Source organism: Halioxenophilus sp. WMMB6 (assembly GCF_033283405.1).
In the GTDB taxonomy this organism is placed as follows: Bacteria; Pseudomonadota; Gammaproteobacteria; order Pseudomonadales; family Cellvibrionaceae; genus Halioxenophilus.
Window position 1 is genome coordinate 1 of record NZ_JAWMQR010000005.1, and the last position, 26,973, is coordinate 26,973.

A 26,973-nucleotide genomic window follows, 5' to 3' on the forward strand; every position below is an offset into this window, starting at 1 on the left:
CCCAGCAAGCGTACCGGGAGTTTGTACAGGCGGGCAAGGGCCAGCCCAGCCCGTGGCAAAATTTAAGCAACCAAATCTATTTAGGGTCTGATGAATTTGTGGAAGAGATGCAAAATCAGATGGACCCCGATCAATCTTTACAAGATATTCCCAAGCCGCAAAAGCTTGGAGCGATGAAACCTTTGGAATACTACCAATCCACCTACCCATCAAGAAATGAGGCTATGGCACAGGCGTATCGCAGCGGCCATTACAGCTTAGCTGAGGTTGGTCGTTATTTTGGGGTGAGTTACGCAACGGTAAGTAGGGCGGTTAAGGCGTTAGAGTCGGTTGTGTGAAATATAAGGCCTGACCCCTATGCCTGTGTGCCTGTGACCCCTATGCCTGTGTTTCAGAAAGCGCGGGGACAGTTGCTGAAACTTTTAGCGGTAGCCTTTCTAAATTTGTTAAAGCTATAGGGAAAGCAGCTGGATCATTTGCTCACTATCAGGATGCTAAGACTCTTTATGATTTGAGTAAGATATACACTACAAATGCTCATTATTATTCAAATTTGGAGTGCAATAATAGTTTGTGTACCAACAATATTGAGGTGAAGTAGTAGTGCTAGGATTTCATTGGCCAAAAATTTTAAATCTATGTTTTTTTCTTTGGAGTAGTGTGTCTTATGGAGATGTTGGTGCTCATAACACCTGTTCGTGGATTTTTCCTGATCGTCTTGTGCCGTTGAGCGATGAGCATTGGGTAGACAACGTTCATTGGAATTCTCAAATTTATGTTGAGCGAAAACAGTTTTTCGAAAATGAAATTTTGAGTAACGCTGACAATAAAAATTTTCACAGGAGAAAGATTTTAGATGATTCCGAAAATGGTTATAGGTTTTATCTATTTGGCGATTATAGTAAAGAAAAAAATGTGTTTGTCGGAATTACTTGGGCTGTGATTGAAGATTTGGGGGAAGATAAGGTGATTTATTTAAATAACATACCTAAAAATGAAATAAGTCTTTTTACAAGCGATTGCTTGCGAAATATCTCAAATAGATTAAGCAATTTAGATCTGGATAAATGCCCATAAAAATGGGGTCACCCATTAGGCTAATTGTCAATCAATGGCACTAAAAAATTATCCCACTGTGCGGGATGCACGAATTTGCTACCTAGCGTAGCAATCGCTCTTCAACAAATTACTACCGGTTTCTCGTTTGGTTGGTGTTGCAGGTACACCAGTCACCCATCGGGATCAAGCTATCGTTAAATGGTCCTGGCATTAAGCCACTACTGCTCTTAGTGCGATTGCTTCTCGTATTCCTCTGGTAGGGCCTTATATCGCTGCTCCAGTGGGTGTTGGTTCTAATATTTATTTGAATCATACTATCCCGCAGTTACACTCTGGAGATACGATTACTTACAGTGCCACCTTTACTTTTTCAAATCAAACTGATATTGGGCTTGAGGTTTTTTCAATAACTCTTAATTTTGTACCAAGAGAGAGTAGGTAATGAAATTTAGATATTATCTGTATCGATTTGGCTTTGTTTCGACTTATTTCGATAGAGAGCTGAATCAAAGCTTTAGTCGTCCTCGTTGGCATCAGATGGTATTGATCGGTTTTACGATTTTAATCCCTGGTTTGGTATCTAATCATTTTATGGCTGATTTGCCATGGCGTAATTTTATTCAAGGAATGATGGCTATTTTCATTTATCTTTTAGGTTCTTTTATTTTTTTAAAAGCTAGAAAAAAATAGACGTTTAAAAATTAAGTAAATCAGCGCTTCTGGCTCATGTACTGTCAATCTTAGAATAAAATTGAACATCCATATATTTGATATTTTTAGATTAAATAATGGTTTTTGCGTTAAGGTCAGCGTCGTGGTTTTTACTTCTTTTTCATCCGGATCATCGGTTGCCTTGGGTGGCTGGTGCTCTATCGATTTATGGCGCAATCCCTATCACCCAATAAAAGCTCTCTCGAGCTCGCTAAAAGCTCCGAATCCGAATGTTTAAGGTAGGGGGTGGATACCTGCTAAGGTAGGGGAGGGGTACCTAATGAGGTAGGCAGGGGGTACCTGGTGAGGTAGGTAGGGGGTACCTGGTGAGGTCGGGGGAGGGTACCTGGATAGCAACGCCCTCCCTACCTCAAACAGAGCTTGCCGAGGCTTTAACCCCCCTTGTCAGTGCTTTTTCCTGCCGTGCCGACGTGTTAACCGCCCTTGCCGCACCTGCTTTGCTTGGTGCCGCCGTTATAGGGCTGGACCAGGCAGGCCGCTACAAACTGAAAGCTTGGCGTTGGTATGGAATAAGATGCGCTTTTAGCAACAAATCTTTAGTTGCTAAGCCATTGAGTCACTGAAGAATTGGTAATGCGCCACACAAGCATTAATAGAAAGCAGAATTAATCGGCCAGCTATTCTAAGAAGCGTTCAAATCTAAAAGCATGCAAAGCAGCACTAGTGCGATGACCTACCCAGTTTTAGAGCGAGAAGTGATTTAATGCCCTGATTGAAAAATCTGAAGAGCGTACCCAAAGTAAGAAGAGTAAATCTGCCTCACATCTCCTCCCAAAAACAGCCCTCATCCTCCTCCGGCTCTTCATAGGCATCGTTAATGATCACGGTTAGCGATGGCGTGCCGGTGATTGGCTGGGCGGGCTTGATGCTTTGCTGGGTGGCTTCGGCCAGGTAGCAAACACCCGTCTCGGCATCGCGCTGCGCTTGCGCCAGGATTAACAGGGTGTACTGCTGTTTATCGTTGGCTTCCCGCCGGCTGAACCAGGTTTTTAGGCGGGTTTTTAGGTTTAGGAAGGCGTTGTTGGAGGTGGCTTTTTGCAGCTCGGCAAGTACCTGCCACTGTAGGGCGTGACGCACATTGTCTGGCAGTGATTCGGTTAAATCGAACGGCTGGCCGGTTGCTTCACCCATGGTTAACTCCAACGCTATTTAATTTGTTTGATCTTTTTTGGCTTGCAGGATAACCGCTTGCCGGAACTATTTTCGCGGCTGTGCATAATACGGATTGGTGGGCGGTGGGCAATTGTTGGGCTTGACCAGAATCAAGCAGGGGCGGGTTTAAATCGGTAGCATGGCCGCCTTTATGCTGGGCAAGGTGCGCGTGAATTTTGCTTGTGGGCGTTTTTCCGAATTAGGCGAGTCTACCTGGGGGCGCAAATGATAAATCGGTTTGGCTTGGTGATGGGCGTTGGGCTGGCGTTACTACCTATTTTGTTACCGGCAGCGGAGCCTTCCCCCTACCGCCGAAACAAAGCAGCGGTAGTAAATTTTCTATCCCCCCAGGAGGTGGCCGGCTACCGCGCTGGCAAGGGGATGGGGCTGGCCCGGGCGGCGGAGCTAAACCACTACCCGGGGCCGAGCCATGTGTTGGCCTTGGCGGATGAGCTTAACTTGAGTGCCGAACAGCGAGAGCAGACCACGGCGCTGTTTAATTCGATGCAGGCCGAGGCCCAAGCCTTGGGGCAGGCGATATTGGCCGCAGAAGAGCGATTGGGCAGCGGCTTTGCCGATGGCTCCATCACCGAGGCGCAGTTGCGCAGCCGGTTAGAGACGCTGGCCGAATTGCAGGGGCAGTTGCGCTTTGTTCACCTTCATGCCCATCTGCAGCAGCGGGCACTGTTAACGGCAGCGCAGATAGATCAGTATGATCAACTGCGTGGTTATGGCGAGGGTGGTGACAGCGCCGACCATCACTATCACCACGGCCAGCCTTAGCGGGTGTTTCGGCCAGCGGCGACGACCACATATACGCGATTACCCATGCCATTGTGTCGGGGGGTTCAGCCAGACGACCTCGCAGCGCCTATCCATAATCCCGAGCCCTCAGCCCATTTCCAAAAGCTCGTTTCCAAAAGCAGATGCTGAATAGACGTTGAGCTGTTTCAACCAGGCCTCGCCATGGCTTAGCCAATATTGCTAGGTGTGCTGGTAAGTGGGCATTTACCCTCACCAGGTATCAATAAAACGACCACCGCCTTTTACCAGCGATTTGGCGCAGGCCTCCAGGCCGCGCTTCAGCCAGCGGCGGGTTTCGGCCGGGTCGATCACCGCGTCCAGCTCGAAGTAGCTGGCGATATTTACCGCCTTGCCTTTGCGGTAACGGGACTCGACCCGCTGTTCGAAAAAGGCCTGGCGCTCGGCTGGGTCGCTGATCGCCTCCAACTCCTTCTTATAGGCCAGGCGCACACCGCCCTCCAACCCCATGCCGCCCAGCTCACCGCTGGGCCAGGCGATGGTGAAGGTTGGCACTTTGAAGTTACCGCCGGCGGCGGCGGCCGCGCCCAAGCCATAGGCCTTGCGCAGTACCACGGCAAACAGGGGCACAGTTAGTGAGGCGGCAGTGGCAAACAGCCGCGCGGAGTGGCGCACCAGGGCGGTGGCCTCGGCCTCGGGGCCGACCATAATCCCCGGGGTGTCGATTAGGCTGAGCACCGGTAGACCGTGGGCGTCGCATAGGCGCAGAAAGCGGGCGGCCTTGTCGGCGGCGGGGCTATCGATGGCGCCGGCGTTAAAGCTGGGGTTGTTGGCAATAACTCCCAGCGGGCGGCCCTCTACCCGAATCAGCGCGGTGACATAGGCCTGGCCAAAGGCGCTGCGCAGCTCCAGTACCGAGTCGCAATCGGCGATCAGTTCAATCACCCGGCGCACGTCGTAGACCCGCAGTCGCTGTTCGGGCACCACATGGCGCAGCAGCCGTTCATCGTGGGCCTGCCAGTGGGGCAGCGGTCCCTGAAAATAACCCAGGTAGCGCTGGCAGGCCTCGACGGCGGCCGGTTCATCGGGCACGCGAATATCGACCACGCCATTGGCGTGTTGTACCTCAATAGGGCCCACCTGTTCCGGGGTAAAACTACCCAGCCCGCCGGCTTCAATCAGTGCCGGGCCGGCCATGCCGATGTTGCTGTTGTCGGTGGCGATAATCACGTCGGCCAGGCCGAGCAGGGCGGCGTTGCCGGCAAAGCAGCGGCCAGAGACCACGCCCACCACCGGTACCTGGCCGCTCAATTGGGCCAGCTTTTGAAAGTTGGTGTTCTCCAGGGCGGCGATGGTGACCGGGTCCTCCCGTGGGCGGCCGCCGCCCCCTTCGGCAAAAAGTACCAGCGGTAGCTTCTGCTCCCGGGCCAGGTCGAACAGGCGGTCGGCCTTCTGGTGGTTTTTGTGGCCCTGGGTGCCGGCCATCACGGTAGCGTCGTAGGCGCCCACCGCCACCTGGCTGGCCGCTTCACCAAACAGCTCGCCATTCACCGTACCTATACCGGTGATAAAGCCATCGGCGGGCGTGGTTTGGCGCAGCTCCTCATCGGATTTACGGGCGTGCAGGTAGGCCACCGCCAGTTGGCCATATTCGATAAAGCTGTCGGCGTCGCACAGCTGGGCGATATTCTCCCGTGCTGTGCGCTGGCCCCGGTTGCGCCGCCGCTCCACCGCCGCCGGGCGCTGCTCATCCAGGGTGCACGCCACCCGCTCGCGCAACTCCTGCAGGTCGTTGCGGATGGCATCCGGGTCGAAGCTTTTGTGGTTAGTGGGGTGTTGCTGGTCGCTGTCGCTGGGCGCCAGACGCAGCAGGGGCTGGCCTTGGCCTACTTGGCTGCCGGCCGGTGCCAGCAGCGCCAGCACCACACCGCTTACCGGGGCGCGCAGTTCGTGTTCCAGCTTCATCGCCTCCACCAGCGCCAGCTCGCTGCCGGCCTGCACGCTATCGCCCACGGCCACGCTGAATTGGCTGAGCAGCCCGGCCAGAGGGGCGGTGATGGTCTCTGTGCCATCGTCGCTTTGGTTGTGCTCTTGTGGTGCCTTAGCCGGCAGCAATTCCGCCATGTGCTCGGCAATAAAGCGGGTGTGGACCTGGTTGGCCGTCACTGCCGGGTGGGCCAGCAGCTGCGCCAGAAAGGGGAGGTTGGTGGCCACCCCTTCGATGGTGAACTCCGCCGCCGCCCTGAGTGCGCGGTTAAGTAGCGCCGGGTAGCTTGGGCTGGCGCTGCTGACGATAAGCTTGGCCAGTAACGAGTCGAACTGGGTGTTAGTGGTGTAGCCGGGGTAGGCGAAGGTATCCACCCGCACGCCGGGGCCGCCCGGCGGGTTAAAGGCAACCAGGGTGCCGCTGGTGGGCAGGGGGCGGCCGCAGTCGTCGAGAGTCTCCATATTGACCCGCAGTTGCATGCTCAAACCACGTGGGCTGGGTGCCTCGCCTGGGGCAAGCCTCAAATCGGCCAGGCTTTGGCCGGCGGCCAGGGCCAGCTGCACGGCGACCAGATCGAGCCCGAGTATCTCTTCGGTGACGGTGTGCTCCACCTGCAGGCGGGGGTTGGCCTCCATAAAGAGGAAGGCGCTTTCCTCGTTGGCGCGGTTCAGGTCGAACAGGAATTCAAAGGTGCCGAGGCTTTGGTAGTGACAGGCCTCGGCCAGGCGGGTGGCATAGCTGAACAGCAGCTGGCGTTGCTCGTTAGTGAGGCTGGGGCTGGGGGCAAACTCCACCAGTTTCTGCTGCTGGCGCTGCAGGGTGCACTCCCGCTCCCAGAGGTGGCTTACCTGTCGGCCGTCGCCCACCACCTGTACTTCAATGTGGCGGGCGTTGGTGAGGTAGCGCTCCAGGTAGAGGCTGCCATTGCCAAAGGCGCGTTCGGCTTCACGTTGGCAGCGGGGCCAGGCGCTGTCGAGCGCCTCCTGGCTACTCACCACCCGCATGCCCTTGCCACCGCCACCGGCCACCGCTTTAATCATCACCGCCTGGCCGGGGGGCTGAGCGCTTAAGAAGGCTTTGGCTTCGGCCAGGGTGACGGCGCCAGCGGTCGCCGGGTTGACCGGTACGCCGCACTGTTGCGCCAGAGCCAGGGCCTGGGTTTTGTCGCCAAACAGGGCCAGCTGCGCTGGGCTTGGGCCCACAAAGCGGATGCCGGCCGCCTGGCAGGCCAGGGCGAATTGGCTGTTTTCACTGAGAAACCCATAGCCTGGGTGGATGGCATCGCAACCCAGGTGCTGGGCCAGGGTGATAATCTGCTCGCCATCCAGATAGGCGGCGGGGCCACGGCCCGGCAAGGGCTGTGGCTCGTCGGCCAGGCGTAGGTGGCCGCTGTTGGCGTCTTCCTGGCTGTAGAGGGCAACGGTGGTGATACCCAGGTCGCGGGCAGTGCGGGCGATGCGCACAGCGACCTCACCCCGGTTGGCAATCAATAATTTTTTAATGGTGCTGTTGATGGCGGTGGCCGGAGCATTGGCATTAACGGGCTGTTCGGGCATTCTGGCTCAACTCTGGTTTTAGTTAGCCTCAATAGCGGTTTGAGGCGGCAGCAGAGTTTTACCACGAATAGTCACCCACTGCCCAATCGCGTGGGGTGCAAACCGGCTATCCGGTATTTTTTAGAGCCATTTAGGAGTTGTTATGCAGGAAGAGTTATGGGGGACGTTGGGGTTTAACGGCGACTATTCAGAGGCGGAGCCAACCCCGGCGGAGTTGCAGGCACTCACCGGCGAGGTGATATTGGAGTTCGGTGCCCCTTGGTGTGGCCACTGCCAGGCAGCGCAGCCGGTGATTCAGTCACTGTTTACCCCTGGTAGCCAGGTACGCCATATCAAGGTGTACGACGGCAGGGGCAAGGTGTTGGGCCGCAGTTTTGGTGTAAAACTGTGGCCGACAGTGGTTGCCCTGCGTGATGGCAGTGAACTGGCGCGGGTAGTGCGGCCGGTTTCGAGTGGCGACGTTCACGCATTGGTTAACGCCCTGGCTAAGTAGTTGATAAATGTGGCCAGTGGAGTGGCTGGCCAAGCATGCTCGCAGCCACTCTGCTTTGTGTACCACCGGCGGATAACTGAAATAGTGCTCTGCTTTTATTAATGTTCTGCCACCTTGTGCCTGTTTGGTTCTTTCTTGTCTCTTTTCTGTCTCCTTGTTGTCTCCTTGTTGTCTCCTTGTTGTCTCGCTTTTTATATCCGCATTTTGAGCGTTTTCCTCTCGTTTTTGTCGGCACCGTTTTTTAGGTGGGCGCTGCTCTCTATTCAGCCTGTTTTTAGGCTCGCTATGGTTATCGGCCAGCCAGTGTTGTCGGGTGGTTGGTTTGGCTTTTGTTGTGTTGCTTTTATTTCTTGTCAACGCGCTGTGCCTGATCTCTGATCTGGAATTGCGAGCCCATCAGCGATGGTGCACTCCACCTGCTTTGGATTGCGGCTTAATTTTTCTGCCGGTTTGGTAATAGCCTTTTTAGTGTAAGAGGATTGGGTTCTCTGTAAGGCTTGTGTGGATGACCTGATATAAATTACAGGTTTTGGTGTGCATTGGTTTTGCTGCGTTAAAACTATTGGGTTGTTCGGGTGCTAGGTTGCGGCGGTTTTTGTATAAATTTATTCAGGGTCGAACAAATATTCGCCTCCAATTTTTAAAATTTAGCCAGCCATGAATATTTTTTTTTAAATAAAAAGCGAATAAAAATTTCTAATTCTTATATGCAAAGATTTGAAAAGTTTTGTAAGCCATTTGATTTTATGGCCTCGGCGCAATTTATTTCCTTCCTGTTAATTTAAATAATCGTTCCGCCACTCTTATGTGAATGGCATCTCAATCACTTCAAATTCGATAAAAACCTGATCAAAACCACAGGATGAAATTAACGACATTTGCGTAAAATCCTTGAGTCTGGCTCTCTGTTTATCACGATTTGGTTGTGATTGGTTGCGAGAATTTGTTAACAAAACTCTAACGAGTTAGGCGCCAGGTCTGTTTCTCTCAAACCAGCTGCTACAGTTTGGAAAGAAACATTTCGAAAGTGACGATGAATAAACCGTAAGGTTTAATGTTTTGGAGAGGTTTGTAGTGGAGTCTATCGATATCAATGCCATCCAGGATGCGCTGGGTATTTTTCCACCCTGGAAGCTTAAATCATTAAGTGATGATAAAGCCAAGTCGCTCTTTCTGGTTCAGGTTCATGAGGAGCTATCTGAAAAGAAAAAGGGCTTCACGTTATTTGAATCAAAAAGAAACCACCACGACCAGGAGCCCAACGGCCATTGGTCGTATTTGTCGGTGGGTTCCTATCGCTGCCAGGTGAGTGCTTTTATTCCCCTGGTTGCCACTACCCCTCTCACGCCGGAAATATTAGCCTTGCCGGCCTTTCTGGGTAACCCCACCCGCAACTATTCCAACTTCCTTCGGCAGCAGGTGGCGGTAGCCCGGTTAAAAGGGATGGATCTGCCGCTGGTGGCCGCCTCGCTCAATATTGAAGAGAGCATGGTGAAACAGATCCTCACCGATATCGCGGCCAGCCCGTTGCCATTGCGTGGCCTGGCCCACCTGCCAACAGAGATAGACCCTATCTGGGATAAGGTGCTGTGCGACCAGGTGTTGATAAAAACCAGCGTGCTTCCGCTCAAGCTCTTACTGAGCAAATTAAAGTTGGCAGCGGCTAAAGCGCCCAGTTTGGACCAGCGCCTGCCGCTTATTTTAGAGCTGCGCCAATTTATGTTAGCCAATGGCCAACAGCTGAAGAGTGAGGTGTTTCAGCTGTGTGGTATCCACCAGGAGAAGGGGCTGAAAAAAGCGCAGGAGGCGGTTGCCCAGCAACGCCTGGTGCTGCCATCGCTCAAAAATCCTATCTGGCTGGACCTGCTCGCCGGCAAGCTCAATCTGCATTCCCAAAACATGGCCTTGAACCTATTGATCAGTCGCCAATGCAACGCTTTTTTAAACGCGGGTTCTACCCGCGATAAGGTGCTTGCCATAGAGACGCTGCGTAAATATTTCCACAAAAATCATCGCTCGCTGCGGCCGGAACTGTTACTCATCAACCGGGCGATGGAGATTCGTGAGCGCAGCACTGTGAGCCTGCCCGACCCGACGCACGCCATTTGGCAAAAAATTCTGGCCGACGACAGCTTTATTCCCAGCGAACATATGGCCTACAAACTACTGTTGGCTAAATTGCGCAGCCAGGTGAACGCAGCCCGTGACCCGGTGGTGAAAATTGAAGCCGCTCGCCGTATTCGCGGCTTCCTGCAGCAGAACCAAAAATCAATGCGCAAAGAGCTGGATCGCATCTTAATGCAACAGAGCAAAGCCGTTTAATCAAAATGGAGTAAACCCATGGCAACTGGTGAAGTAACGGTTGAATCTTCGGTAGCGGATTTTGCTACGGTTAAGCAATTGATAGAAAGCGGCGAGTACCTGGTGGTCGCCGGTGATGAAAAGGTGTTGTCGACTCTGCCTTCTGGCAACTGGATTGCCGGGACCATTCCCTACTTCATGACCGAAGAGGGGGGTAAGGTGGATCAGTCGCTGCTGTACGTTAATATTGTTCGCGGTTTTCCAGCTAACCAGCCGCCCCGCCTGACCCTTTATGATGAAAACTCCATTAGTCGTATTGCCCAAGAGGCACCGGAAAATGGCTTTACGATTTTAATTCTGCCAGCCAGCTCCGAAGTGCACTTGGCCTACGCACAAAATGCACCGGATTACCCCAATATGTATTTCTCGCCCATTATTGGTTGGATCTCCGGTGTGCATTTAAGCGAGCTGGGCAGCAACAAAGCCAAGGTGGGCTTTGGCCCGGCCTCTGGCCATTTAAGTGATAACAAAGCGGCTGCCTTGCATGTGGCGATTGGCGAATCGCAGATGGCGAACATCAAAATTGTTAACCTCTTCCAGCCGGGTAGTGGGCCGAGTATTCGTTTCCCAGAAATCGGTTTTGTGGGGGCGACCTGTACCGTTGACGGTAAAGAGGGCAACCTGGCTGATTATATTCGCGATAACAATATCGACACCCGTCTACCCCTGGTGGCCAACTATTGTGGGGTGATGGTGAATGTGAGCATTCAAGAGGTGCTTAGCAATCAGGTTAATCTATACGCGCCGGTTTTCCCGGGTGTGGAGTATAAATTTGCTGAGCCGGTAGATGACTATATTGCTGACTTTAATCGGGCGCTGCCGGCTTCCGAAAGCAACAACATCGCCTTCTGCTGTAACTGTATTTTGAATTTCCTCTACTCCGAGCTGGAAGGTAAAAAGACTGGTAATCTTACCGGGCCCATCACCTTTGGGGAGGTGGCTTATCAGCTGCTGAACCAGACCCTCGCCTACCTGACCATTGAATCTACCTAACTCCTGGCGGGCAACTGTTGGCCTTAACTTAAGGCCAACAGGCTGTCGGCGGCATCGATAATGGCTTGCTGAAAGCTGCGCGTTTGTAAGCGCGGCAGTGCAATTTTGCCTTTGGTGGCCAAATTAAAGGCAGATTCCCCACTGTGGCCAGCCAATGGGTTAGCCAACGTTTCTTCCTTGGGAAAGAGCGCCGGGCCGGCGACCATCATGTCTACAGGATGGTTGGCTACAGCTTGGTTGCCGGTGGCTCTGAGGAAGGCCTGTTTGATGGCATCGTTGTACGCTATCTGGCGCATGCCGCCGGCACAGGCCAGGTGCTCACTGAACATCAACAGGGCGAAGGTGAGAGGCATGGTGGGGATGATTGTGCCGGCGCGCAGCGCGTCGGCTAGGGCTTCGGCCTCGAGACTCTGTTCGCTTTGGCCGATTAAACGATTACCTTGCAGTTGTTGGAAGGGCAGCATGCGGCCAGCTTGCACCTGCCAAAAAAGTAGAGAGCCCTGGGGTGGCTCCAGTCGCCAGGCGCCGGCCACGCCATTCAACGCATGAATAAATTCCGTTCTTAGTTTGTTATTCAAAACTAATTGGGCAAACTCCGATTGGTTATCCATTAATGCCTGGGCCAAGAGTTCACTGGCGACCTCGCTGATATTGATAAACAGAAAGTCGTGCCCGGGTAACAGCGATTGGCAGAGCTTGTGGTTGATGAGTGCACACTGGTCTTTATAGTGTTGCAGGGCCAGTACATTTGGGTCGGCGTAGTAAACCGTTAAAAGTGTGAGTAGTTGGTCGAGCTCGGTGCGGGTAATTTCTCCGTTGCGTTGGCATTTATGCAGCTGCTGTTTGGCTTTATCGATTTCTGCTTGGGTGAAGGCCGGCATATTGGCGACTAGGGTTTTGTTACTGCTTTTGGCGAACAGATTAATGGCGGTCAATCCGCTCTGACTATTAATTAAAAACCCTCGCGGGTGGAACAGATTGTCCATGGGTACCCAGTCCGTGCTGAAGACGGGTATCACTGCTGGCGCAGCACTACCCACAACCGCCAAAGCCAGGGTTTGAATGGCAATGGGGTGGCTGAGCGAGGCGGTGTGGTGAGCGCTTAACACGACGCTCTTGTCCAGCGCTGCAGCGACTTTCTCTTTTAAGCTTTCTCCTGTACCCAGACCCAGCTTCTGTTGGCTTTGGCTAATTAAATTAACCAGGGCCTCACTAACAGTTTGCTTTTGCGGCTGCCAGCCATGCCATAAAAAATTGCTGTAGTCGGCCAGGTTGGCACCTTGCCAGTTGCGGCAGTGCCGGGCCAGCGGTGGATTGCATTGTTGAAGTTGCGCTACCAGTTCCTGCCAGGCGTCACTCATGAGTAGCTCCTTTACGCGCAGTTACCAACGGCGATACTGCCGGAAAACCAGGTGTGTGCCTTGCCAATAATTTTTACCGTTTTGTCATCGACAAAACAGGGGATCTCGCCGCCGCGCTCCGATACCGAATAGCCCAGCAATTCACTTTTATTTAATTTGTAGCGCCAAAGCGGGCCAAGTGCACCGTTGGCCGAGCCGCAAAAATAGTCTTCGTCAACACCGATGGAGGGGGCAAAGACGCGGTAGCAGTAGTCCGAGCAATCACCTGGTGCAGTGACTAATAGAGCGCGAATGGTAGAGTCCAGGGGAATGTCGAAATCGGGTTTTAAGTTGCGAACAGCGCGTTCGCTGGGGAATTCTGCGATTACGTCGTAAAAACTTTTGTACATTTTAATGGGCTTGTCGCCCAACATGCGGCTGATGCCAGAAGAGATTCCGACCGGTCGAAAAGAGAAGTTGGGTAACTCCAGCTCAAAACCGTGGGCAAAATTGCCGACTCGCACATCCAGCCGACCCAGACTAAAGAAAATATTTTCGCCCCGGTGATTGAGATGTTCTCTTAAAACGTGGGAGGCAGCTACCGTGCCATGGCCACAAATTTCCACCGGGTGTTTGGGGCCATAGTGGCGAAGCTGGTAACGCTCTGGGTGTTCAGTGGGAACCACAAAGGAGGTGATCGGTTGGTTCAACTCCTTGGCAATTTGCTGGAGGGTCGGCTCTGGAAGAAGCTCCGGTAGTATGCAAACGGCTGCTGGGTTACCAGTAAAAGGAGCGCTGGCAAATGCTTTCACAATAAATAGATTGTTTGGAATAGTCACGGTGCATCACTCTACAGTTTGTACATAGTAATAAGGTCAGCTGGCAATTTTTGATATTAGCAGTTGGTCGATATTCTTCCTGTCATTTCCGACAGAGTTCCCTTGATAGCGATAAATGATTCCGATAATAGGAATGATTAGTTATTCATAATAATTTTAATGATGATTGACTTTCCCTTGCGGAAGTAATCCCTAATTTTTTCCTGGCATTAAATTTTAAATAAATATGTTGGAAGGTTTTTTATGGTGACGGTGATCTGTTTTTTATCGCCACTTTTAATTTAATTTGCGCCGTTCGGTTCGTTTATTCGTTGAGGTATTTTTTAACGCAATTTTTGCCGGGGCGTTGTAATTAATCGGTTCGAAAATGTAAAAAGTCGATGCGGGTAACCGCATCGACCTGTTTTTAATCGGGTGGGAATTTATGAGTTGGCAGGAAAATTACTAATGGTTGTGCAGTTGGCGCAATAAAACCTGTAGTGGGCTGGGCAGGGTTACGTTCGACAGTCGCTCGGCCTGGCTGCGACAGGAGTAGCCGGTGGCCATCAGTTTGCCCTGGTTCTCGTCGGCTTCGACGATGGTCTGCCAGCTTAACTCATAGATTTTTTTCGAGGTGGCGAGGTTCTCGGTTTCGTGGCCAAAGGTGCCCGACATGCCACAGCAGCCAACACTGATCTCTTCCAAGCCCAGGCCCAGCTGAGTAAAGATCGATTGCCAGGCTTTAATGCTGGGGGCGGCATTGGTGCGTTCGGTGCAATGGCCAAGCAGTTTGAAGTCACCCGCCTGGAATTTCGCTTTTGCCGCCTGCAGTGGTTGGCTCTGTTCAACCAGCCACTCCTGAATCAACCGCACATTGGGGGCTCGCTCGCCCAACACCTTTTTGTATTCGGCGCGATAGGCGAGCGTCATGGAGGGTTCCAGGCCAACCAATGGTACGCCGGAGCCGGCCAGGCTATTTAAAAACTGCGCGGTGTTGTTGGCGGTTTTGCTGAACTGCTTCAGAAAGCCATGCACGTGCAGTGGTTTACCATTGGCCTTAAATGGCGCCAACAGCGGTGTGAAGCCCAGCCGTTGTAACAGAATAAGTGTGTCGACCAGCAGCTGGGTTTCGAAATAGCTGATAAAGGCATCCTGCACCAGGATTACCGCCTGTGATTTTTGCTCATCACTTAGGCGTTGGATATTGGCTGGGGTGGCGTAGTGTAGGCCGAGGCTGGCGAGCACGTTATCGAGCCGGATGCCGGTTAATTTGGGGCTGTCGACCATGCCGGCCACTTTTGCCAATAGGTGCTTAACTGGTGGCAAGGCCATCAGGCCGTTGTACAGCCAGGGTAGCTTGGCCATGAGTGGCATGGTGCTTTCAAGGCCGCCAATAAAGTAGTCTTTTAGGGGGCGTAGGTAACGGCCGTAGTAGAGCTCTAAAAACTTGCTGCGAAATTCCGGTACATCAATATTGATCGGGCACTGGCCAACACAGGATTTACAAGCCAGGCAGGTCATCATACTGGTGTGAATTTCGTGGTTGAAATCGTATTCACCCCGGCGTTTGGCGCGGGTGTTCTGCAGACGCGGAATAAAAGAGGTAAAAAAGCCCTGCTCTTTTACCGCGGCGCTGGCGGCGATTGGGTCGACGCCGCGCTCGGCCAGCTGCTTAAGCCATTCGCGAATCAGTGACGAGCGCCCCTTGGGCGAAAAGACCCGGTCGCGGGTCGCTTTCCAGCTGGGGCACATGGCCTCTTTCGGGTTGAAGTTGTAGCAGGCGCCGTTGCCGTTGCAGTAAACCGCTTCACTGTAGGCTTCCCAGTAGGCCACTGGAATAGTGCGGTCGAGCTGGCCGCGGGTGGTGACCTCGTCAATTTTGAGCAGTGGAATGTCGGCCGCAGGGGTGGCAATTTTACCGGGGTTTAACTGGTTGCGCGGGTCGAACTCCGCTTTGATGCGTTGCAGCTGTGGGTAGAGGTCGCCAAAAAAGGTGGTGGCGTACTCCGAGCGAACCCCCTTGCCGTGTTCGCCCCAGATCAAACCGTGGTACTTGTCGGTAAGCTTCACCACCTCGTCGCTGATGGTGCGAATCAGCCTCTCCTGTTCTGGGTCTTTCATGTCGATGGCCGGGCGCACATGCAACACGCCGGCATCGACGTGGCCAAACATGCCGTACTGCAAACCGCAGCCGTCGAGCAGGGCGCGAAACTCCAGGATGTAGTCGGCCAGGTGCTCCGGTGGCACGGCGGTATCTTCGACAAAGGGAATCGGCCGCGCTTCACCCTGGCTTTTGCCAAGCAGCCCGACCGATTTTTTGCGCATTCCCCAAATTTTGCCAACGTCGCCCCCCCAGGCTACGGAGTAGCCATAGCTGGGGCCGCTGGCGAGGGTTTTATCGAGCTGTTTGGTCAGTACGGCGACGTCCTCGCGCAGCTGCGCCTCGTCGTCGCTGCAGTACTCCACCAAATTAATGGCGGCCAGCTTTTCCGGTTGGTCGTCATCGAAAAAGTGGCCTACGCTGTGCCAGACGATATCGCTTTTGGCGAGCGCCATTACCCGCGAATCGATGGTTTCAATCGAGGTGGGGCCGGCTTGCAACAGCTCACTGGCGTGACGCAGGGCGGCGTCGAAGTTGGCGTACTTGAGGTTGACCAGAGCGGTGAATTTGGGAATTTTGAGCAGGTTGATCTTGGCTTCCGCCACCAGGCCCAGGGTGCCCTCGGCCCCGCACAGAATATTGTTGAGGTTGAAGCGGCCCTGCTCATCGCGAATGTGGGCCAGGTCGTAGCCGGTCAGGCAGCGGTTGAGTTTGGGAAATTTGGCCTCAATCTCGGCGTGGTACTCTTTGTCGATGCCATCCACCACCCGGTGGATCTGGCCGATGCGATCCTGGCCTGCCTTGGTGGCCTCGAGCTCATCGGCGGTGAGTGGTTTGGAGAACAGCACACTGCCATCGAGCAGCACTGTAGTCAGTTCCAACACATGGTCACGGGTTTTGCCGTAGACACACGAACCCTGGCCGGAGGCGTCGGTGTTGATCATGCCACCGATGGTGGCGCGGTTACTGGTGGAGAGCTCGGGCGCAAAGAAGAGGCCGTATTCGGCGGCGGCGGCGTTGAGTTGGTCCTTCACCACCCCCGCCTGTACCCGCGCCCAGCCCTCTTCGGCGTTGATCTCCAGAATGCGGTTCATATGCTTGGAGATATCCACCACCAGGCCATCGGTTAGCGACTGGCCATTGGTGCCGGTACCACCGCCACGGGGGGAGAGCACAAGCGCGTGAAAACGGGGTTGATTGGCGAGCTCGGTGATGCGCACCAGGTCATCCAGGTTTTTGGGGTAGATAACCCCTTGCGGCAGAATCTGATAGATAGAGTTGTCGGTGGCGAGCACGGTGCGGTTGGCGTAGTCCGGGCAGAGATCACCGGCAAAGCCGCGCGCTTTAAGGGCCTCCAGGAACTCTAAATAGAGGGCCTGAACGGGGGAGGTTTGGCTAATTGCCGGAATCATGCTGCTCACAAATGCTCACTACCTTGGTGCCGTATTTCGGGGGGCGCCTAGTTTACCGGGGCTTCGGCCACAGTCCAAGCGGGCGCGGGTGGCGCGCGGGACCGGGCAGGGCGAGCCTGTGATGTTACACTGGTCCGCCGAAAGCGGTTGAGACCTGGGCCACTGGCCGCAAACCGCAGCCGTTATTTATTCACCGACCAGAAGCCATGCTTCAGAAGAGAAAGTTGCGAAGTGAGAGATGCCTAAATACCAGCGCTGTTTTGATTTTGTTGTTCTGGGGGCGGGTATTGTCGGCCTGGCCAGTGCCCGCCAGCTGCAGCGCTGTTACCCCGATGCCCGTATTCTTGTGTTGGAGAAAGAGCCCGCCATCGCCCAGCATCAAACCGGCCGCAACAGCGGCGTCATTCACGCCGGTGTCTACTACGCCCCTGGCAGTTTAAAGGCGGATTTCTGTAAGCGGGGAGCCCTCGCCACCAAGGCTTTTTGCCAGGAGCAGGGCATCGCGGTCGACCCCTGCGGTAAATTGTTGGTGGCAACCGACGAGCTGGAGCTCCAGCGCATGCAGGCGCTCTACCGGCGTTGCCTGGACAATGGCATAGCGGTGCAGTTGTTGTCCGCCGGTGAGCTGAGTGCCCGGGAACCCAATATCGCCGGCGTTGGCGCGATTTGGGTGCCGGAAAGCGCAGTGGTCGATTACCGGCAGGTCTGTGCGGCATTGGCCGAGCAGTTTACCGCTGCCGGTGGTGAGCTGTTGTTGGCGGAGAAGGTAGTGGCCATTGAAGAGGCCGAGCGCCAGGTGACCGTTTCGACCCGGAGCCGGGTGGTGTGTGGCCGCTATCTATTAGCCTGCGCCGGTTTGATGGCTGACCGTGTGGCTGGCTTAATGGGCGCCCAGTTGCGCCTGCCGGGTACCCCATCTGGAGCCGAGATCGCTTTTGCCATCGTCCCTTTTCGCGGCGAGTACTACGCGCTGCCGGCGGCCCGCGCCGGCTTGATCAACCACCTTATCTACCCAATCCCCGATCCGGAGTTGCCCTTTTTGGGGGTCCACCTCACCAAAACCATCGCTGGCGGAATTACCGTTGGCCCCAATGCGGTGCTCGGTTTTAAACGAGAGGGGTATGGCCGTTTTAATTTCAGTGTGGCCGATAGCACGGCGCTGCTCGGCTTTGCCGGCCTTTGGCCGCTGCTGCGCCAGCACTGGCAAAGTGGCTGGAGTGAGCTGAAAGACTCCTGGAGCAAGGCCGGGTACCTGCAGCGTGTGCGAAAATATTGCCCGCAATTGACCCTGGCGGACTTACAACCACACCCGGTGGGGGTAAGGGCTCAGGCGGTGTTAAGCAGTGGTGAGTTGGTGCACGATTTTCTGTTCGCCGAAACCGAGCGCAGCCTGCATGTGTGCAACGCGCCGTCGCCGGCGGCCACCTCGGCTTTTCCGATTGCCGAATACCTGGTGGCCGAGCTTGGTAAAAAGATTAAAGCGGATTAAAACGGGGGTTTAAGGCCGCACCCTTTTAAGATCACCTGGGCCAGAAAACGGGTGATATTTTCAATATCTTCCGGTTCGTACTCAGCCCGGTTCATCAGGGTTAGCACCTGGGTTTCGAAATCGGCGTAGTGCTGGGTGGTGGACCAGATCATAAAAATGAGGTGTACCGGATCGACCTTGTCCATCTTGCCGGCGGCCATCCACTCCTCGAATACGCGGGTTTTGGAGCGCACCCACTGGCGCATATCCATGCGAATATATTCGCGAATGTGCGGCGCCCCCTGGATTATCTCCATGGCAAACAGCTTGGAGGCGCGGGGATGGGTGTAGGAGAGCTCCACCTTGGTTCGAATAAAGTCGTAGAGCACCTGAGCTGGGTCGTCGTCGGCGGAGATATTGGCGAGCACCTCGTTCCACAGCTGAGTGATGTACTCCAGCACTGCCCGGTAGAGGTTATCTTTGTTTTTGAAGTAGTAGTGGATGTTGGCTTTGGGCAGGCCAGCGCGGTCGGCGATAGCCTGCACACTGGTACCTTTAAAGCCATTGAGCACAAATTCATGCTCGGCGGCTTTCAAAATCGCCTCTTCGTTGCGCTCGCGGATTTTTCCCGGTTTGTATTTTTTTAGTGATGAGGTCATAAACTTCTGGTTTATAGCGCGGATCCAATGTGCCCTATAGAGAGGACGACTGTTCACGATTGGGGTGAGTCACCCCTTATGGTTCTATTTCAGCCTGGCAATGCCTTTGCCAGGCCACCCTTACTGACACCTTTCCCAGCTCACTTACGGCACCACCCTAACTGCTCCCCGAGTTGGTGTCGTAACCCGTCGTGCCGGTTCCGGCTGCACTGGATTGCTGGCGTGGCTGCCAGTTGCCAGTGCGGAGGGCGCCAACGGGGAGAGGAGCCCTTGCGAGTTTTGCGCCAACCTCCCAGTCTTTTACCCTGGTGACGATTAACAGGGGCAGAACGATAGTGCTTTAGCTTGCCATTGAGCAACTCGTATTCGATCAACCGGCAGGGGATTTCCCCGGGGTTTAGCCCTCTTTTGGACGTTGAGGTTGAGCGCCATCCTCAATATGGCCGTGGGCAATGATCGCTGGGTAAGTGATCGCCAGCAGACGCCCAATCACCTCTGGGCAGATCCCGCCGGTTTCACTTGCCAGGGTGCTGCCTGGTTTGTCTCTTGGGCTCTGCTTGGCCAACCTGGGGTGGCCAGGCAAGCTCGGTGGACATCACACTGGCCCACCTGGGTGCCCGCAGGTGCTGCTCATGGGTAGCCAAATCCGCTCGGTTTTTGCCGGTACCCTATTTCATGCTCTAACTGACCAATTGGACAGGTATTTGCAAGCTGCCTGCCAAGTTCTACGGAATAAGCAAGCCAGCCTATAGACAAAAACTCTATTCCAATTTTCAAAAACTTGTCTATGTGGTCAGAAAGTTGCATTATTGGCTGCTGCAAATCAGGTTAAATCGGGTTAAATAGCACTTCTTCTGCCAGTCGTGCCCGGTTCGCTGCATAAACTTGGAAGCAGGTATCTTAGTGATTCAATTTTATTTAAATGGCCAACCCCATTCAGTCGATGACGCTGAGCCATCGCTGACCATCCTGCGCTATCTGCGCACAAGCAAAGGGCATCTTGCTACCAAAGAGGGCTGCGCTTCGGGCGATTGCGGTGCCTGCACCGTGATGGTTGGCGATTATCAACAGGGCAGTTGGCACTATCGCAGTGTTAACAGTTGCATCACCCTCCTGGCCAGTATCCACGGCAAGCATCTCATTACAGTAGAGGGGCTGGCCGACACCACGCAGGCGGAGCGGTTGCATCCGGTGCAGCAGGCGATGGTGGAGTGTCATGGCTCACAATGTGGCTTTTGCACCCCTGGTTTTGTTATGTCGCTGGTGACCGCCGACGAGAACAACCAGCATCAACCACTGACCGAGGAGCAGGTGCTGGATGCGGTATCGGGCAATTTGTGCCGCTGCACCGGTTATCGGCCCATTGTTGACGCTGCTTTGAGTTGCACCACGCACGCCAAGAACCAAGCGCTTTTTTATCAGGCCGAGGCGCCGGCCCCGGTGGCCAGTGCCGATATCACCACGGCCAGTGGCCGCACTGTTTTTCCCACCAGCGAGGCGGAGTTGTTGGCCGCCATGGCGGATATGCCCAATGCCCGGCTGGTGGCGGGCGGCACCGACCTGTTACTGGAGCAGACCCAAGCCTTTAAAACCTTGCGTCATTTGATCGGCATTAGTCAGGTGCCGGAGTTAAAAGCCATTCAGGTTGAAGATGGCCGTGTGGCGATTGGTGCGGCGGTGACCTTTTCGCAAATGGAGGCCTCCCTCGCCGACACCTGCCCGGAGTTGATTCAACTGTTACACAGAGTCGGCTCACGACAAATTCGCAACCAGGGTACCCTGGTGGGTAATATTGCCAATGCTTCCCCCATTGGCGATTCACCTCCCTTTCTATTGACCATGGATGCCGAGTTGGAACTGGCCGGTGCCAGTGGCCGCCGGCTGTTACCGCTTGACCAATTTTTCCTCGACTACAAAAAAACCGCCCTGCAAGCCGGAGAATACATTCGCCAGGTGATTTTCAATCTGCCCGGCGATGAGGTTTTTGTGCGTGCCTATAAGGTCAGCAAGCGTTACGAAGACGATATTTCCGCGGTGTTACTGGTGGTGCGCTGGCAGGTGGTGGATGGCAAATTCAGTGATGTCCGCATCGCCTACGGCGGCATGGCCGCGATTCCGAAAAGGGCCCTGGCGGCAGAAAAGGGTTTGACTGGAGCCCCGGCCAGCGAGGCCACCATTCAGGCGGCGATGGCGGCCGTCGACACGGAATTTACCCCCATGACCGATGTGCGCGCGAGCGCCAATTATCGAGCCACCGTGGCTAAAAACCTGCTGCTGAAAGCGTGGCTGGAATTTAGTGCCGGTGGCCAATCCGCCAGTGTCTGGCAGTCACCGCTGGTGCGGGAAGTCAGCCAGAGCTTTGGAGGTTAATTATGCGCAACGTTCGTCCTTACGATCCAAATTCGACCGCCGCTGCCTCCGCAGAAAATGCCAATGCGCCGGCGCTGTTCAATCAGCGGGTAAAAAAAGCCAACACCTCGGCGTTGGGTAAACCGGGTATTCATGAGAGTGCCATCAAGCATGTCACCGGTACCGCCAAATATGTCGACGATATCCCCGAACTGCCCGGCACGCTGCACATGGCCGCCGGTGGCAGTGCTTATGCCCACGCCAACATTCTGGCGATGGATTTGGACGAGGTTGCCAACAGCCCCGGCGTGGTGGCGGTGTATACCTATGAAGATGTGCCCGGTGAACTCGACGTGGCGCCAGTGTTTGATGGCGACCCACTGCTGGCCCCGGGTGTGACCCAATTTGTTGGCCAGCCAATCTTCCTGGTGGTGGCCGAAACCTACGAGCAGGCGCAACAGGCGTTGCCCCTGGCGAAAGTGGAATACGAGCCGCTGCCGGCTAATATCACCCTGGCCGAAGGGCTGGCGGGTGGTGAAAAGGTACTGCCCGATAACGTTATCACCCGCGGCGATGCCGATGCCGCCATTGCCAGCGCCACCCATCAGCTGCAGGGCGAGGGTTACATCGCTGGCCAGGAGCACTTCTACCTGGAGGGGCAGATCAGCCTGGCTTGGCCCACCGAGGATGGCGGTATGCACATCCACACCTCCAGTCAGCACCCAACGGAAGTGCAAAAGCTGGTGGCCGAGGTGCTGCACATTGGCAGCCACCTGGTGACCGCCGAGGTGCGGCGCATGGGCGGTGGTTTCGGCGGCAAGGAGTCACAGGCGGCGGTGCTGGCCTGTTCCGCGGCGCTGGCGGCCTACCACCTGCAGCGGCCGGTGAAGTATCGTCTGCCCCGGCGCGCCGATATGGAGCGCACCGGTAAGCGTCACGATTTTGGTTTTGAATATCGCATCGGATTCGATAACGAGGGTGTGATTGCTGGTATCGATCTGACCCTGGCCGGCCTCTGTGGCTGCTCGGCGGATCTTTCGCAAGGCATTGTTGATCGCGCCCTGTTCCACGCCGACAACGGTTACTATCTGAATCAGGCGCGGGTCACCGGCCTGGCGCCGCGTAATCACATCGTCTCCAATACCGCCTTTAGGGGCTTCGGTGGCCCGCAGGGGATGTTGGCTATCGAGAGCATTATCGATGACGTGGCGCGAGCGGTGGGTGAAGATCCGCTCACCGTGCGCAAGCTCAACCTCTATCGCCCGGGCGCCGATACCACACACTATGGCCAGACCATCGATCAGTTGGTGCTGGCTGAGATTATCGGCAGCCTGGAGCAATCTGCCGATTACTGGCAGCGGCGAGAAGCCATTAATGGCTTCAATAGCAGCAACACCTACCTGAAGAAAGGGCTGGCGTTAACGCCGGTGAAATTTGGTATTTCGTTTACCTCCACCCACTTGAATCAGGGCAGCGCCCTGGTGCATGTCTACACCGACGGAACCATTCTGGTTACCCACGGCGGCACCGAAATGGGCCAGGGGCTCTATACCAAAATTGCGCAGCTGGTCGCGGCAGAGTTTGGTGTCGATAGCGCCCATGTGCAGGTCAGCGCCACCCGCACCGATAAAATTGCCAACGGCTCACCCACCGCCGCTTCGGCGGGCACCGACCTCAACGGCTTTGCGGCGTGTAACGCCTGCCAGGAAATTAAAGGCAATTTAATTGAGTTTGCCGTTCGCCATTTTAATGTGAGCGCTGAGCAGGTTGTTTTTGCCAACAATCAGGTGAGTGTCGGTGAGCAGACCATCAGCTTTGCCGAGCTCTGCCGCGTCGCCTACATGAACCGCGTCTGCCTGATGGCGCACGGCTTTTATAAAACCCCCAAAATTTATTTCGACCGGGCCACAAACCAGGGCCATCCGTTTTACTATTTTGCCAACGGCGCCGCCTGTGCCGAGGTCATCATCGATTGCCTTACCGGTGAATATAAAGTGGAGCGCGTGGATATTCTGCACGACGTCGGCAGGTCGATTAACCCGGCGTTGGATATCGGCCAGATTGAAGGTGGCTTTATTCAGGGGATGGGTTGGCTTACCTCGGAGGATTTGTTGTGGGACAGCCAGGGTCGGGTAATCTCCAACAGTCCCGCCAACTACAAAATTCCAACGGCCTTCGATGTGCCGCGTCATTTCCATGTTGGTCTGTACGAAGGTGCCAACCCGGAGAGCACTGTCTTTAACTCCAAAGCCGTAGGCGAACCGCCATTGATGTTGGGTATTGCGGTGTGGGCAGCGTTGCGCGATGCCTGTGCCAGTGTTGCCGAGCACAAGTTTAATCCGCGTTTGGATGCGCCGGCCACACCGGAAAAAGTGTTGGCCGCCGTCAATGCCGCACTCGCCTTTACCGAGGAGGGCAGCAGCAATGCGTAAAGCCTGGTACCAAGCCATTGCCCACTGCCAAGAGGTGGGCGAAGCCTGTGCGTTGGTTACTGTGCTGGGCGCGGCGGGCTCCACGCCGCGCGAACCCGGTGCGAAAATGGTGATTACCACCAACAGCAGCTACGACACCGTCGGTGGTGGCCAACTGGAGTATCTGATTATTCAGTTCGCCCGTGAGCGCATAGCCGCCGGTGAGGTGGGTATCCACATGCAGGCCTTCCCACTGGCGGCTGAGGCGCGCCAATGTTGTGGTGGCCATGTCAGTGTCATGATCGAAATTTTTGCCTCGGCCACCTGGAACTTGGTCGTTTTTGGCGCCGGGCATGTGGCACAACAATTGATACCGATCCTGGCACGCATGCCAGCCCGCGTGCAGTGGTTTGATAATCGCCCCGATTTTCAGTTGAGCAGCGCACAACTGCCTGACAGCAATAATCTGGAGGTAACGCCGTTACTGGATCCAGAGCAGACTATCCGTCAGCTGCCGGCCAACAGCGAGGTGATTATTCTGACCCACGATCACGCTCTCGATTTTGAGTTGTGCCGCCTGGCTTTGGCGAGAAGTGACATCCCCTTTGTCGGATGTATCGGTTCCAACACCAAGGCCAAGCGCTTTGAGCGCCGCTTACAGGAGGCCGGATTTAACGCAGAGGATCTGCAGCGCTGGGTCTGTCCCATTGGTCTGCCTGAGGTACAGGGCAAACTGCCCATTGAAGTGGCGGTTTCAATCAGTGCGCAACTGGTGGCGCGCAGACAGCTGCACACTCAACATCAGCACGACCGTCGCGGACTGGCATGGCGGGAATTGAAAACGGCGCTCTCCACATCCGCAGAGATCGGCCAAAACCGTCTGCAAATTTCATCCGCTGCCCATGAAGATCACAACGAGCAGTAGTTTGGGGCTGGATGGCAATGGTTAGTGCAGAGCGTGCAATGAAAGCAATGTGTTTAAGGACGACGTCAATAATGCCAGAACAATCCACTAGCCCAGTACCCGACCTGTTATCACTGGAAGAGTTAAATATTTTATCGCCACAAATTGCCGAGGAGTTCTTCCTGCAAATCTGTCACTGCCAGCGCTGGGCGCGGGAGATGGTAACCGCACGACCCTTTGCCAATGCCCGCGAGTTGCGCAGCAGCGCCGAGCGCCTTTGGGAAAATGCCACCGAAGCGGAAATTCTGGAATCTTTCGCCGGCCACGCCCGCATTGGTGATCTCTCCGCGCTGCAGGAGAAATACAGTGCGGCATCCACCGAGCAGGGCCAGCAGATGGCTGACTCCAGCCCGGAAATTATTACCCAGTTGTTTGAAGACAATAACCGCTACTTTGATCAGAACGGTTTTATTTTTATTGTTTGTGCCACGGGTAAAAGCGCCCGGGAGATGCTCACCCTGTTGCGCACGCGCCTGTTTAACACCCGCGAGCAGGAGTTGATGAACGGTGCCGCCGAGCAGAGCAAAATTACTGCTTTGCGCTTGGCCCGCAGAGTCACTTAATACCCAGGCTTTACCACAACCCAACATTTAAAACCGCTACTTAAAATCACTAATTAACATTGAGTGCTAGGAAATTTTTATGGCAGACAGTGGCCGTGCGCCAATTACCACCCATATTCTCGATACCGAACGCGGCCAGCCTGCGGCCGATGTGGCTGTAGCGCTGTTGAAACTCGAGGGGGAGCAGTGGCTGCCGGTGAGTGCCGGCATTACCAACAGCGATGGCCGGGTGGAAACCTGGCAGAGTGACTACAGCGTTAGCCCTGGTGTCTACCAACTGCAGTTTGCCACCGGCGACTATTTTGCCCGTGTCGGTGTGGATAGTTTTTACCCGCAGGTGACTATCAGCTTTCAAATCGCCAATACAGCGCAGCACTACCACGTGCCTCTGCTGTTGAGTGCGTTTGGTTATACCACCTACCGGGGTAGTTGATAATGAGCAACACGATGGACTCCGGACTGCAGGCTTATCGAGCCAGCATTTTACACTTTACCGGCGAGCCCACTGCCCGCGGTGAGGGGGTGGAGTTTTTTGAAGATGGCCTGCTGGTGGTGGAAAATGGGCGTATTAAAGCGCTCGACCACGCTCAGATTTTATTACCAAAATTAAGTGAGTGGTCTCCCTCGACTGCGGTGGTGGATCTGACCGGCCAATTTATTCTGCCGGGTTTTATCGACAGCCATATCCATTTTCCGCAACTCGATATTATTGGCAGCTACGGTGAGCAGCTGCTCGACTGGTTGAATAACTACACCTTTCCCGCCGAGTTGCGTTTTGCCAACGCTGACTACGCGGCGCAGGTGGCGGCGCGTTTTCTCACCGAGCTGTTGTCCGCCGGTACCACCACGGCAATGGTCTACTGCACGGTGCATTCGGAATCGGTCGAGGCCTTTTTTAGCGAATCACAATCGCGCGGCACCGGCATGTTGGCGGGTAAGGTCCTGATGGACCGCAACGCGCCGCCGGCTTTAACCGACAGCGCAATCAGCGGTTATGAGCAGAGCCAGGCATTGATCGACCGCTGGCATAACAACGGCCGGCAAAAATATGTGGTCACGCCCCGGTTTGCGCCCACTTCCACCGCGGCGCAGTTGCAAGCGGCCGGCAAACTCCTGCGTGAAAATTCCGGCGTTTATATGCAGACCCACCTCTCCGAAAATTTGGCGGAGATCGAGTGGGTGAAGAGCCTGTTCCCCGAGCGCAAACACTACCTGGATGTCTACGAGCACTACGGCCTGGTGGGTGAGACCTGCGTCTTTGGCCACGGTATTCACCTGAGTGAGGATGAGTGGCAGCGGCTGGCGGCGACCGGTTCCGGTATCGCCTTTTGCCCAACCTCCAACCTGTTTTTAGGCAGTGGCCTGTTTGATCTGGCCACCGCCAAAGCGCATGGGGTGAGTGTCAGCCTGGCCACCGATGTCGGTGCCGGTACCAATCTTTGCCAGCTGGTCTCTTTAAACGAGGCCTACAAGGTCAGCCAGTTGCGCGGTTATCCGTTACACCCCTACGAGGGCTTTTACTGGCTCACCTTGGGCAATGCCAAGGCACTGCAGCTGGAGTCGGAAATCGGCAACTTTGCCGCGGGTAAGTATGCCGATTTTGTAGTGTTGGATGGCAGCCAGATACCGGTGGTTGATTATCGGCTATCGCTCTGTAACGAGCTGTGGGAAAAGCTGTTTCTGTTTATGACCTTGGGTGATGATCGCTTGATTGCCCAAACCTATGTTGCCGGCCAACGTTGTTAAACAAACGGGTTTGTCGGGGCGGCCCGGAATCATTCCGGGCCAAATCT

Annotated in this window: 20 protein-coding genes; 14 read left to right on the forward strand and 6 right to left on the reverse strand. The window is 54.9% G+C overall.

Translation table 11 applies throughout. The annotated features are described in order from the left end of the window. The 3 genes from SBL51_RS13270 to SBL51_RS13280 form a co-directional block, all read left to right on the forward strand. A partial coding sequence (locus tag SBL51_RS13270) for a helix-turn-helix domain-containing protein (RefSeq protein WP_411860482.1) occupies window positions 1-338 on the forward strand: 338 nt, incomplete at its 5' end. Between the two features lie 322 nt (window positions 339-660). Further along, window positions 661-1,077, forward strand: a complete 417-nt coding sequence (locus tag SBL51_RS13275) for a hypothetical protein (protein ID WP_317931458.1) — start codon at window positions 661-663, stop codon at window positions 1,075-1,077. 423 nt (window positions 1,078-1,500) lie between these two features. Further along, window positions 1,501-1,749 (forward strand): hypothetical protein, encoded by a 249-nt coding sequence (locus tag SBL51_RS13280; RefSeq protein ID WP_317931459.1) that lies wholly within the window; start codon window positions 1,501-1,503, stop codon window positions 1,747-1,749. Between the two features lie 801 nt (window positions 1,750-2,550). Here the strand turns inward: SBL51_RS13280 and SBL51_RS13285 are convergent. Further along, a complete protein-coding gene (locus SBL51_RS13285) occupies window positions 2,551-2,922 on the reverse strand; it encodes a hypothetical protein (protein WP_317931460.1) in 372 nt (123 codons plus the stop codon). A 246-nt stretch (window positions 2,923-3,168) separates the two neighbouring features. On the opposite strand from SBL51_RS13285, the gene SBL51_RS13290 reads away from it, so the two are divergent. Beyond that, complete coding sequence (locus tag SBL51_RS13290; protein WP_317931461.1) at window positions 3,169-3,726, forward strand: Spy/CpxP family protein refolding chaperone; 558 nt, start codon at window positions 3,169-3,171, stop codon at window positions 3,724-3,726. 231 nt (window positions 3,727-3,957) lie between these two features. Here the strand turns inward: SBL51_RS13290 and SBL51_RS13295 are convergent, their stop codons facing one another. Next, window positions 3,958-7,248, reverse strand: coding sequence for a carboxyl transferase domain-containing protein (locus SBL51_RS13295; RefSeq protein WP_317931462.1), 3,291 nt, complete (start codon window positions 7,246-7,248; stop codon window positions 3,958-3,960). Window positions 7,249-7,390: 142 nt separating this feature from the next. Here SBL51_RS13295 and SBL51_RS13300 point away from each other — a divergent pair, with 142 nt between their 5' ends. From SBL51_RS13300 to SBL51_RS13310, 3 genes are all read left to right on the forward strand, one after another. Next, window positions 7,391-7,741 (forward strand): thioredoxin family protein, encoded by a 351-nt coding sequence (locus SBL51_RS13300; RefSeq protein WP_317931463.1) that lies wholly within the window; start codon window positions 7,391-7,393, stop codon window positions 7,739-7,741. Between the two features lie 1,059 nt (window positions 7,742-8,800). Next, a complete protein-coding gene (locus tag SBL51_RS13305) occupies window positions 8,801-10,063 on the forward strand; it encodes a hypothetical protein (RefSeq protein WP_317931464.1) in 1,263 nt (420 codons plus the stop codon). A gap of 18 nt (window positions 10,064-10,081) precedes the next feature. Then, entirely contained in the window at window positions 10,082-11,095 is a 1,014-nt protein-coding gene (locus SBL51_RS13310; protein WP_317931465.1) for a DUF6976 family protein, read from the forward strand. Between the two features lie 23 nt (window positions 11,096-11,118). Here SBL51_RS13310 and SBL51_RS13315 read toward each other — a convergent pair whose 3' ends face one another. The 3 genes from SBL51_RS13315 to SBL51_RS13325 form a co-directional block, all read right to left on the reverse strand. After that, complete coding sequence (locus tag SBL51_RS13315) at window positions 11,119-12,456, reverse strand: hypothetical protein (protein ID WP_317931466.1); 1,338 nt, start codon at window positions 12,454-12,456, stop codon at window positions 11,119-11,121. An 11-nt stretch (window positions 12,457-12,467) separates the two neighbouring features. Next, a complete protein-coding gene (locus SBL51_RS13320; protein WP_317931468.1) occupies window positions 12,468-13,274 on the reverse strand; it encodes a PhzF family phenazine biosynthesis protein in 807 nt (268 codons plus the stop codon). Window positions 13,275-13,718: 444 nt separating this feature from the next. Continuing rightward, window positions 13,719-16,766 (reverse strand): FAD-binding and (Fe-S)-binding domain-containing protein, encoded by a 3,048-nt coding sequence (locus SBL51_RS13325; protein WP_317931770.1) that lies wholly within the window; start codon window positions 16,764-16,766, stop codon window positions 13,719-13,721. Between the two features lie 238 nt (window positions 16,767-17,004). Between SBL51_RS13325 and lhgO the strand changes: the two genes are divergently transcribed. Next, window positions 17,005-18,255, forward strand: coding sequence for an L-2-hydroxyglutarate oxidase (lhgO, locus tag SBL51_RS13330; protein ID WP_317931469.1), 1,251 nt, complete (start codon window positions 17,005-17,007; stop codon window positions 18,253-18,255). On the opposite strand, the gene SBL51_RS13335 is transcribed toward lhgO, so the two are convergent. After that, on the reverse strand, window positions 18,252-18,893 hold the full coding sequence (locus SBL51_RS13335) for a TetR/AcrR family transcriptional regulator (RefSeq protein ID WP_317931470.1): 642 nt from the start codon (window positions 18,891-18,893) through the stop codon (window positions 18,252-18,254). The two genes, lhgO and SBL51_RS13335, sit on opposite strands and share 4 nt — an antisense overlap. 903 nt (window positions 18,894-19,796) lie before the next feature. Here SBL51_RS13335 and xdhA point away from each other — a divergent pair. The 6 genes from xdhA (at window position 19,797) to guaD (ending at window position 26,926) form a co-directional block, all read left to right on the forward strand. Next, a complete protein-coding gene (gene xdhA, locus SBL51_RS13340) occupies window positions 19,797-21,263 on the forward strand; it encodes a xanthine dehydrogenase small subunit (RefSeq protein ID WP_317931471.1) in 1,467 nt (488 codons plus the stop codon). A 2-nt stretch (window positions 21,264-21,265) separates the two neighbouring features. Next, window positions 21,266-23,674, forward strand: a complete 2,409-nt coding sequence (gene xdhB / locus SBL51_RS13345) for a xanthine dehydrogenase molybdopterin binding subunit (RefSeq protein WP_317931472.1) — start codon at window positions 21,266-21,268, stop codon at window positions 23,672-23,674. After that, a complete protein-coding gene (gene xdhC / locus SBL51_RS13350; protein ID WP_317931473.1) occupies window positions 23,667-24,578 on the forward strand; it encodes a xanthine dehydrogenase accessory protein XdhC in 912 nt (303 codons plus the stop codon). The genes xdhB and xdhC overlap by 8 nt, the downstream gene beginning before the upstream one ends. 71 nt (window positions 24,579-24,649) lie before the next feature. Then, complete coding sequence (locus SBL51_RS13355; RefSeq protein ID WP_317931474.1) at window positions 24,650-25,180, forward strand: 2-oxo-4-hydroxy-4-carboxy-5-ureidoimidazoline decarboxylase; 531 nt, start codon at window positions 24,650-24,652, stop codon at window positions 25,178-25,180. 79 nt (window positions 25,181-25,259) lie between these two features. Next, window positions 25,260-25,613 carry a hydroxyisourate hydrolase gene (uraH, locus tag SBL51_RS13360; RefSeq protein WP_317931475.1) on the forward strand — a complete coding sequence of 118 codons (354 nt, stop codon included), beginning with the start codon at window positions 25,260-25,262 and terminating at the stop codon, window positions 25,611-25,613. Between the two features lie 2 nt (window positions 25,614-25,615). Beyond that, window positions 25,616-26,926, forward strand: coding sequence for a guanine deaminase (guaD, locus tag SBL51_RS13365; RefSeq protein WP_317931477.1), 1,311 nt, complete (start codon window positions 25,616-25,618; stop codon window positions 26,924-26,926). Window positions 26,927-26,973: the final 47 nt, after the last annotated feature.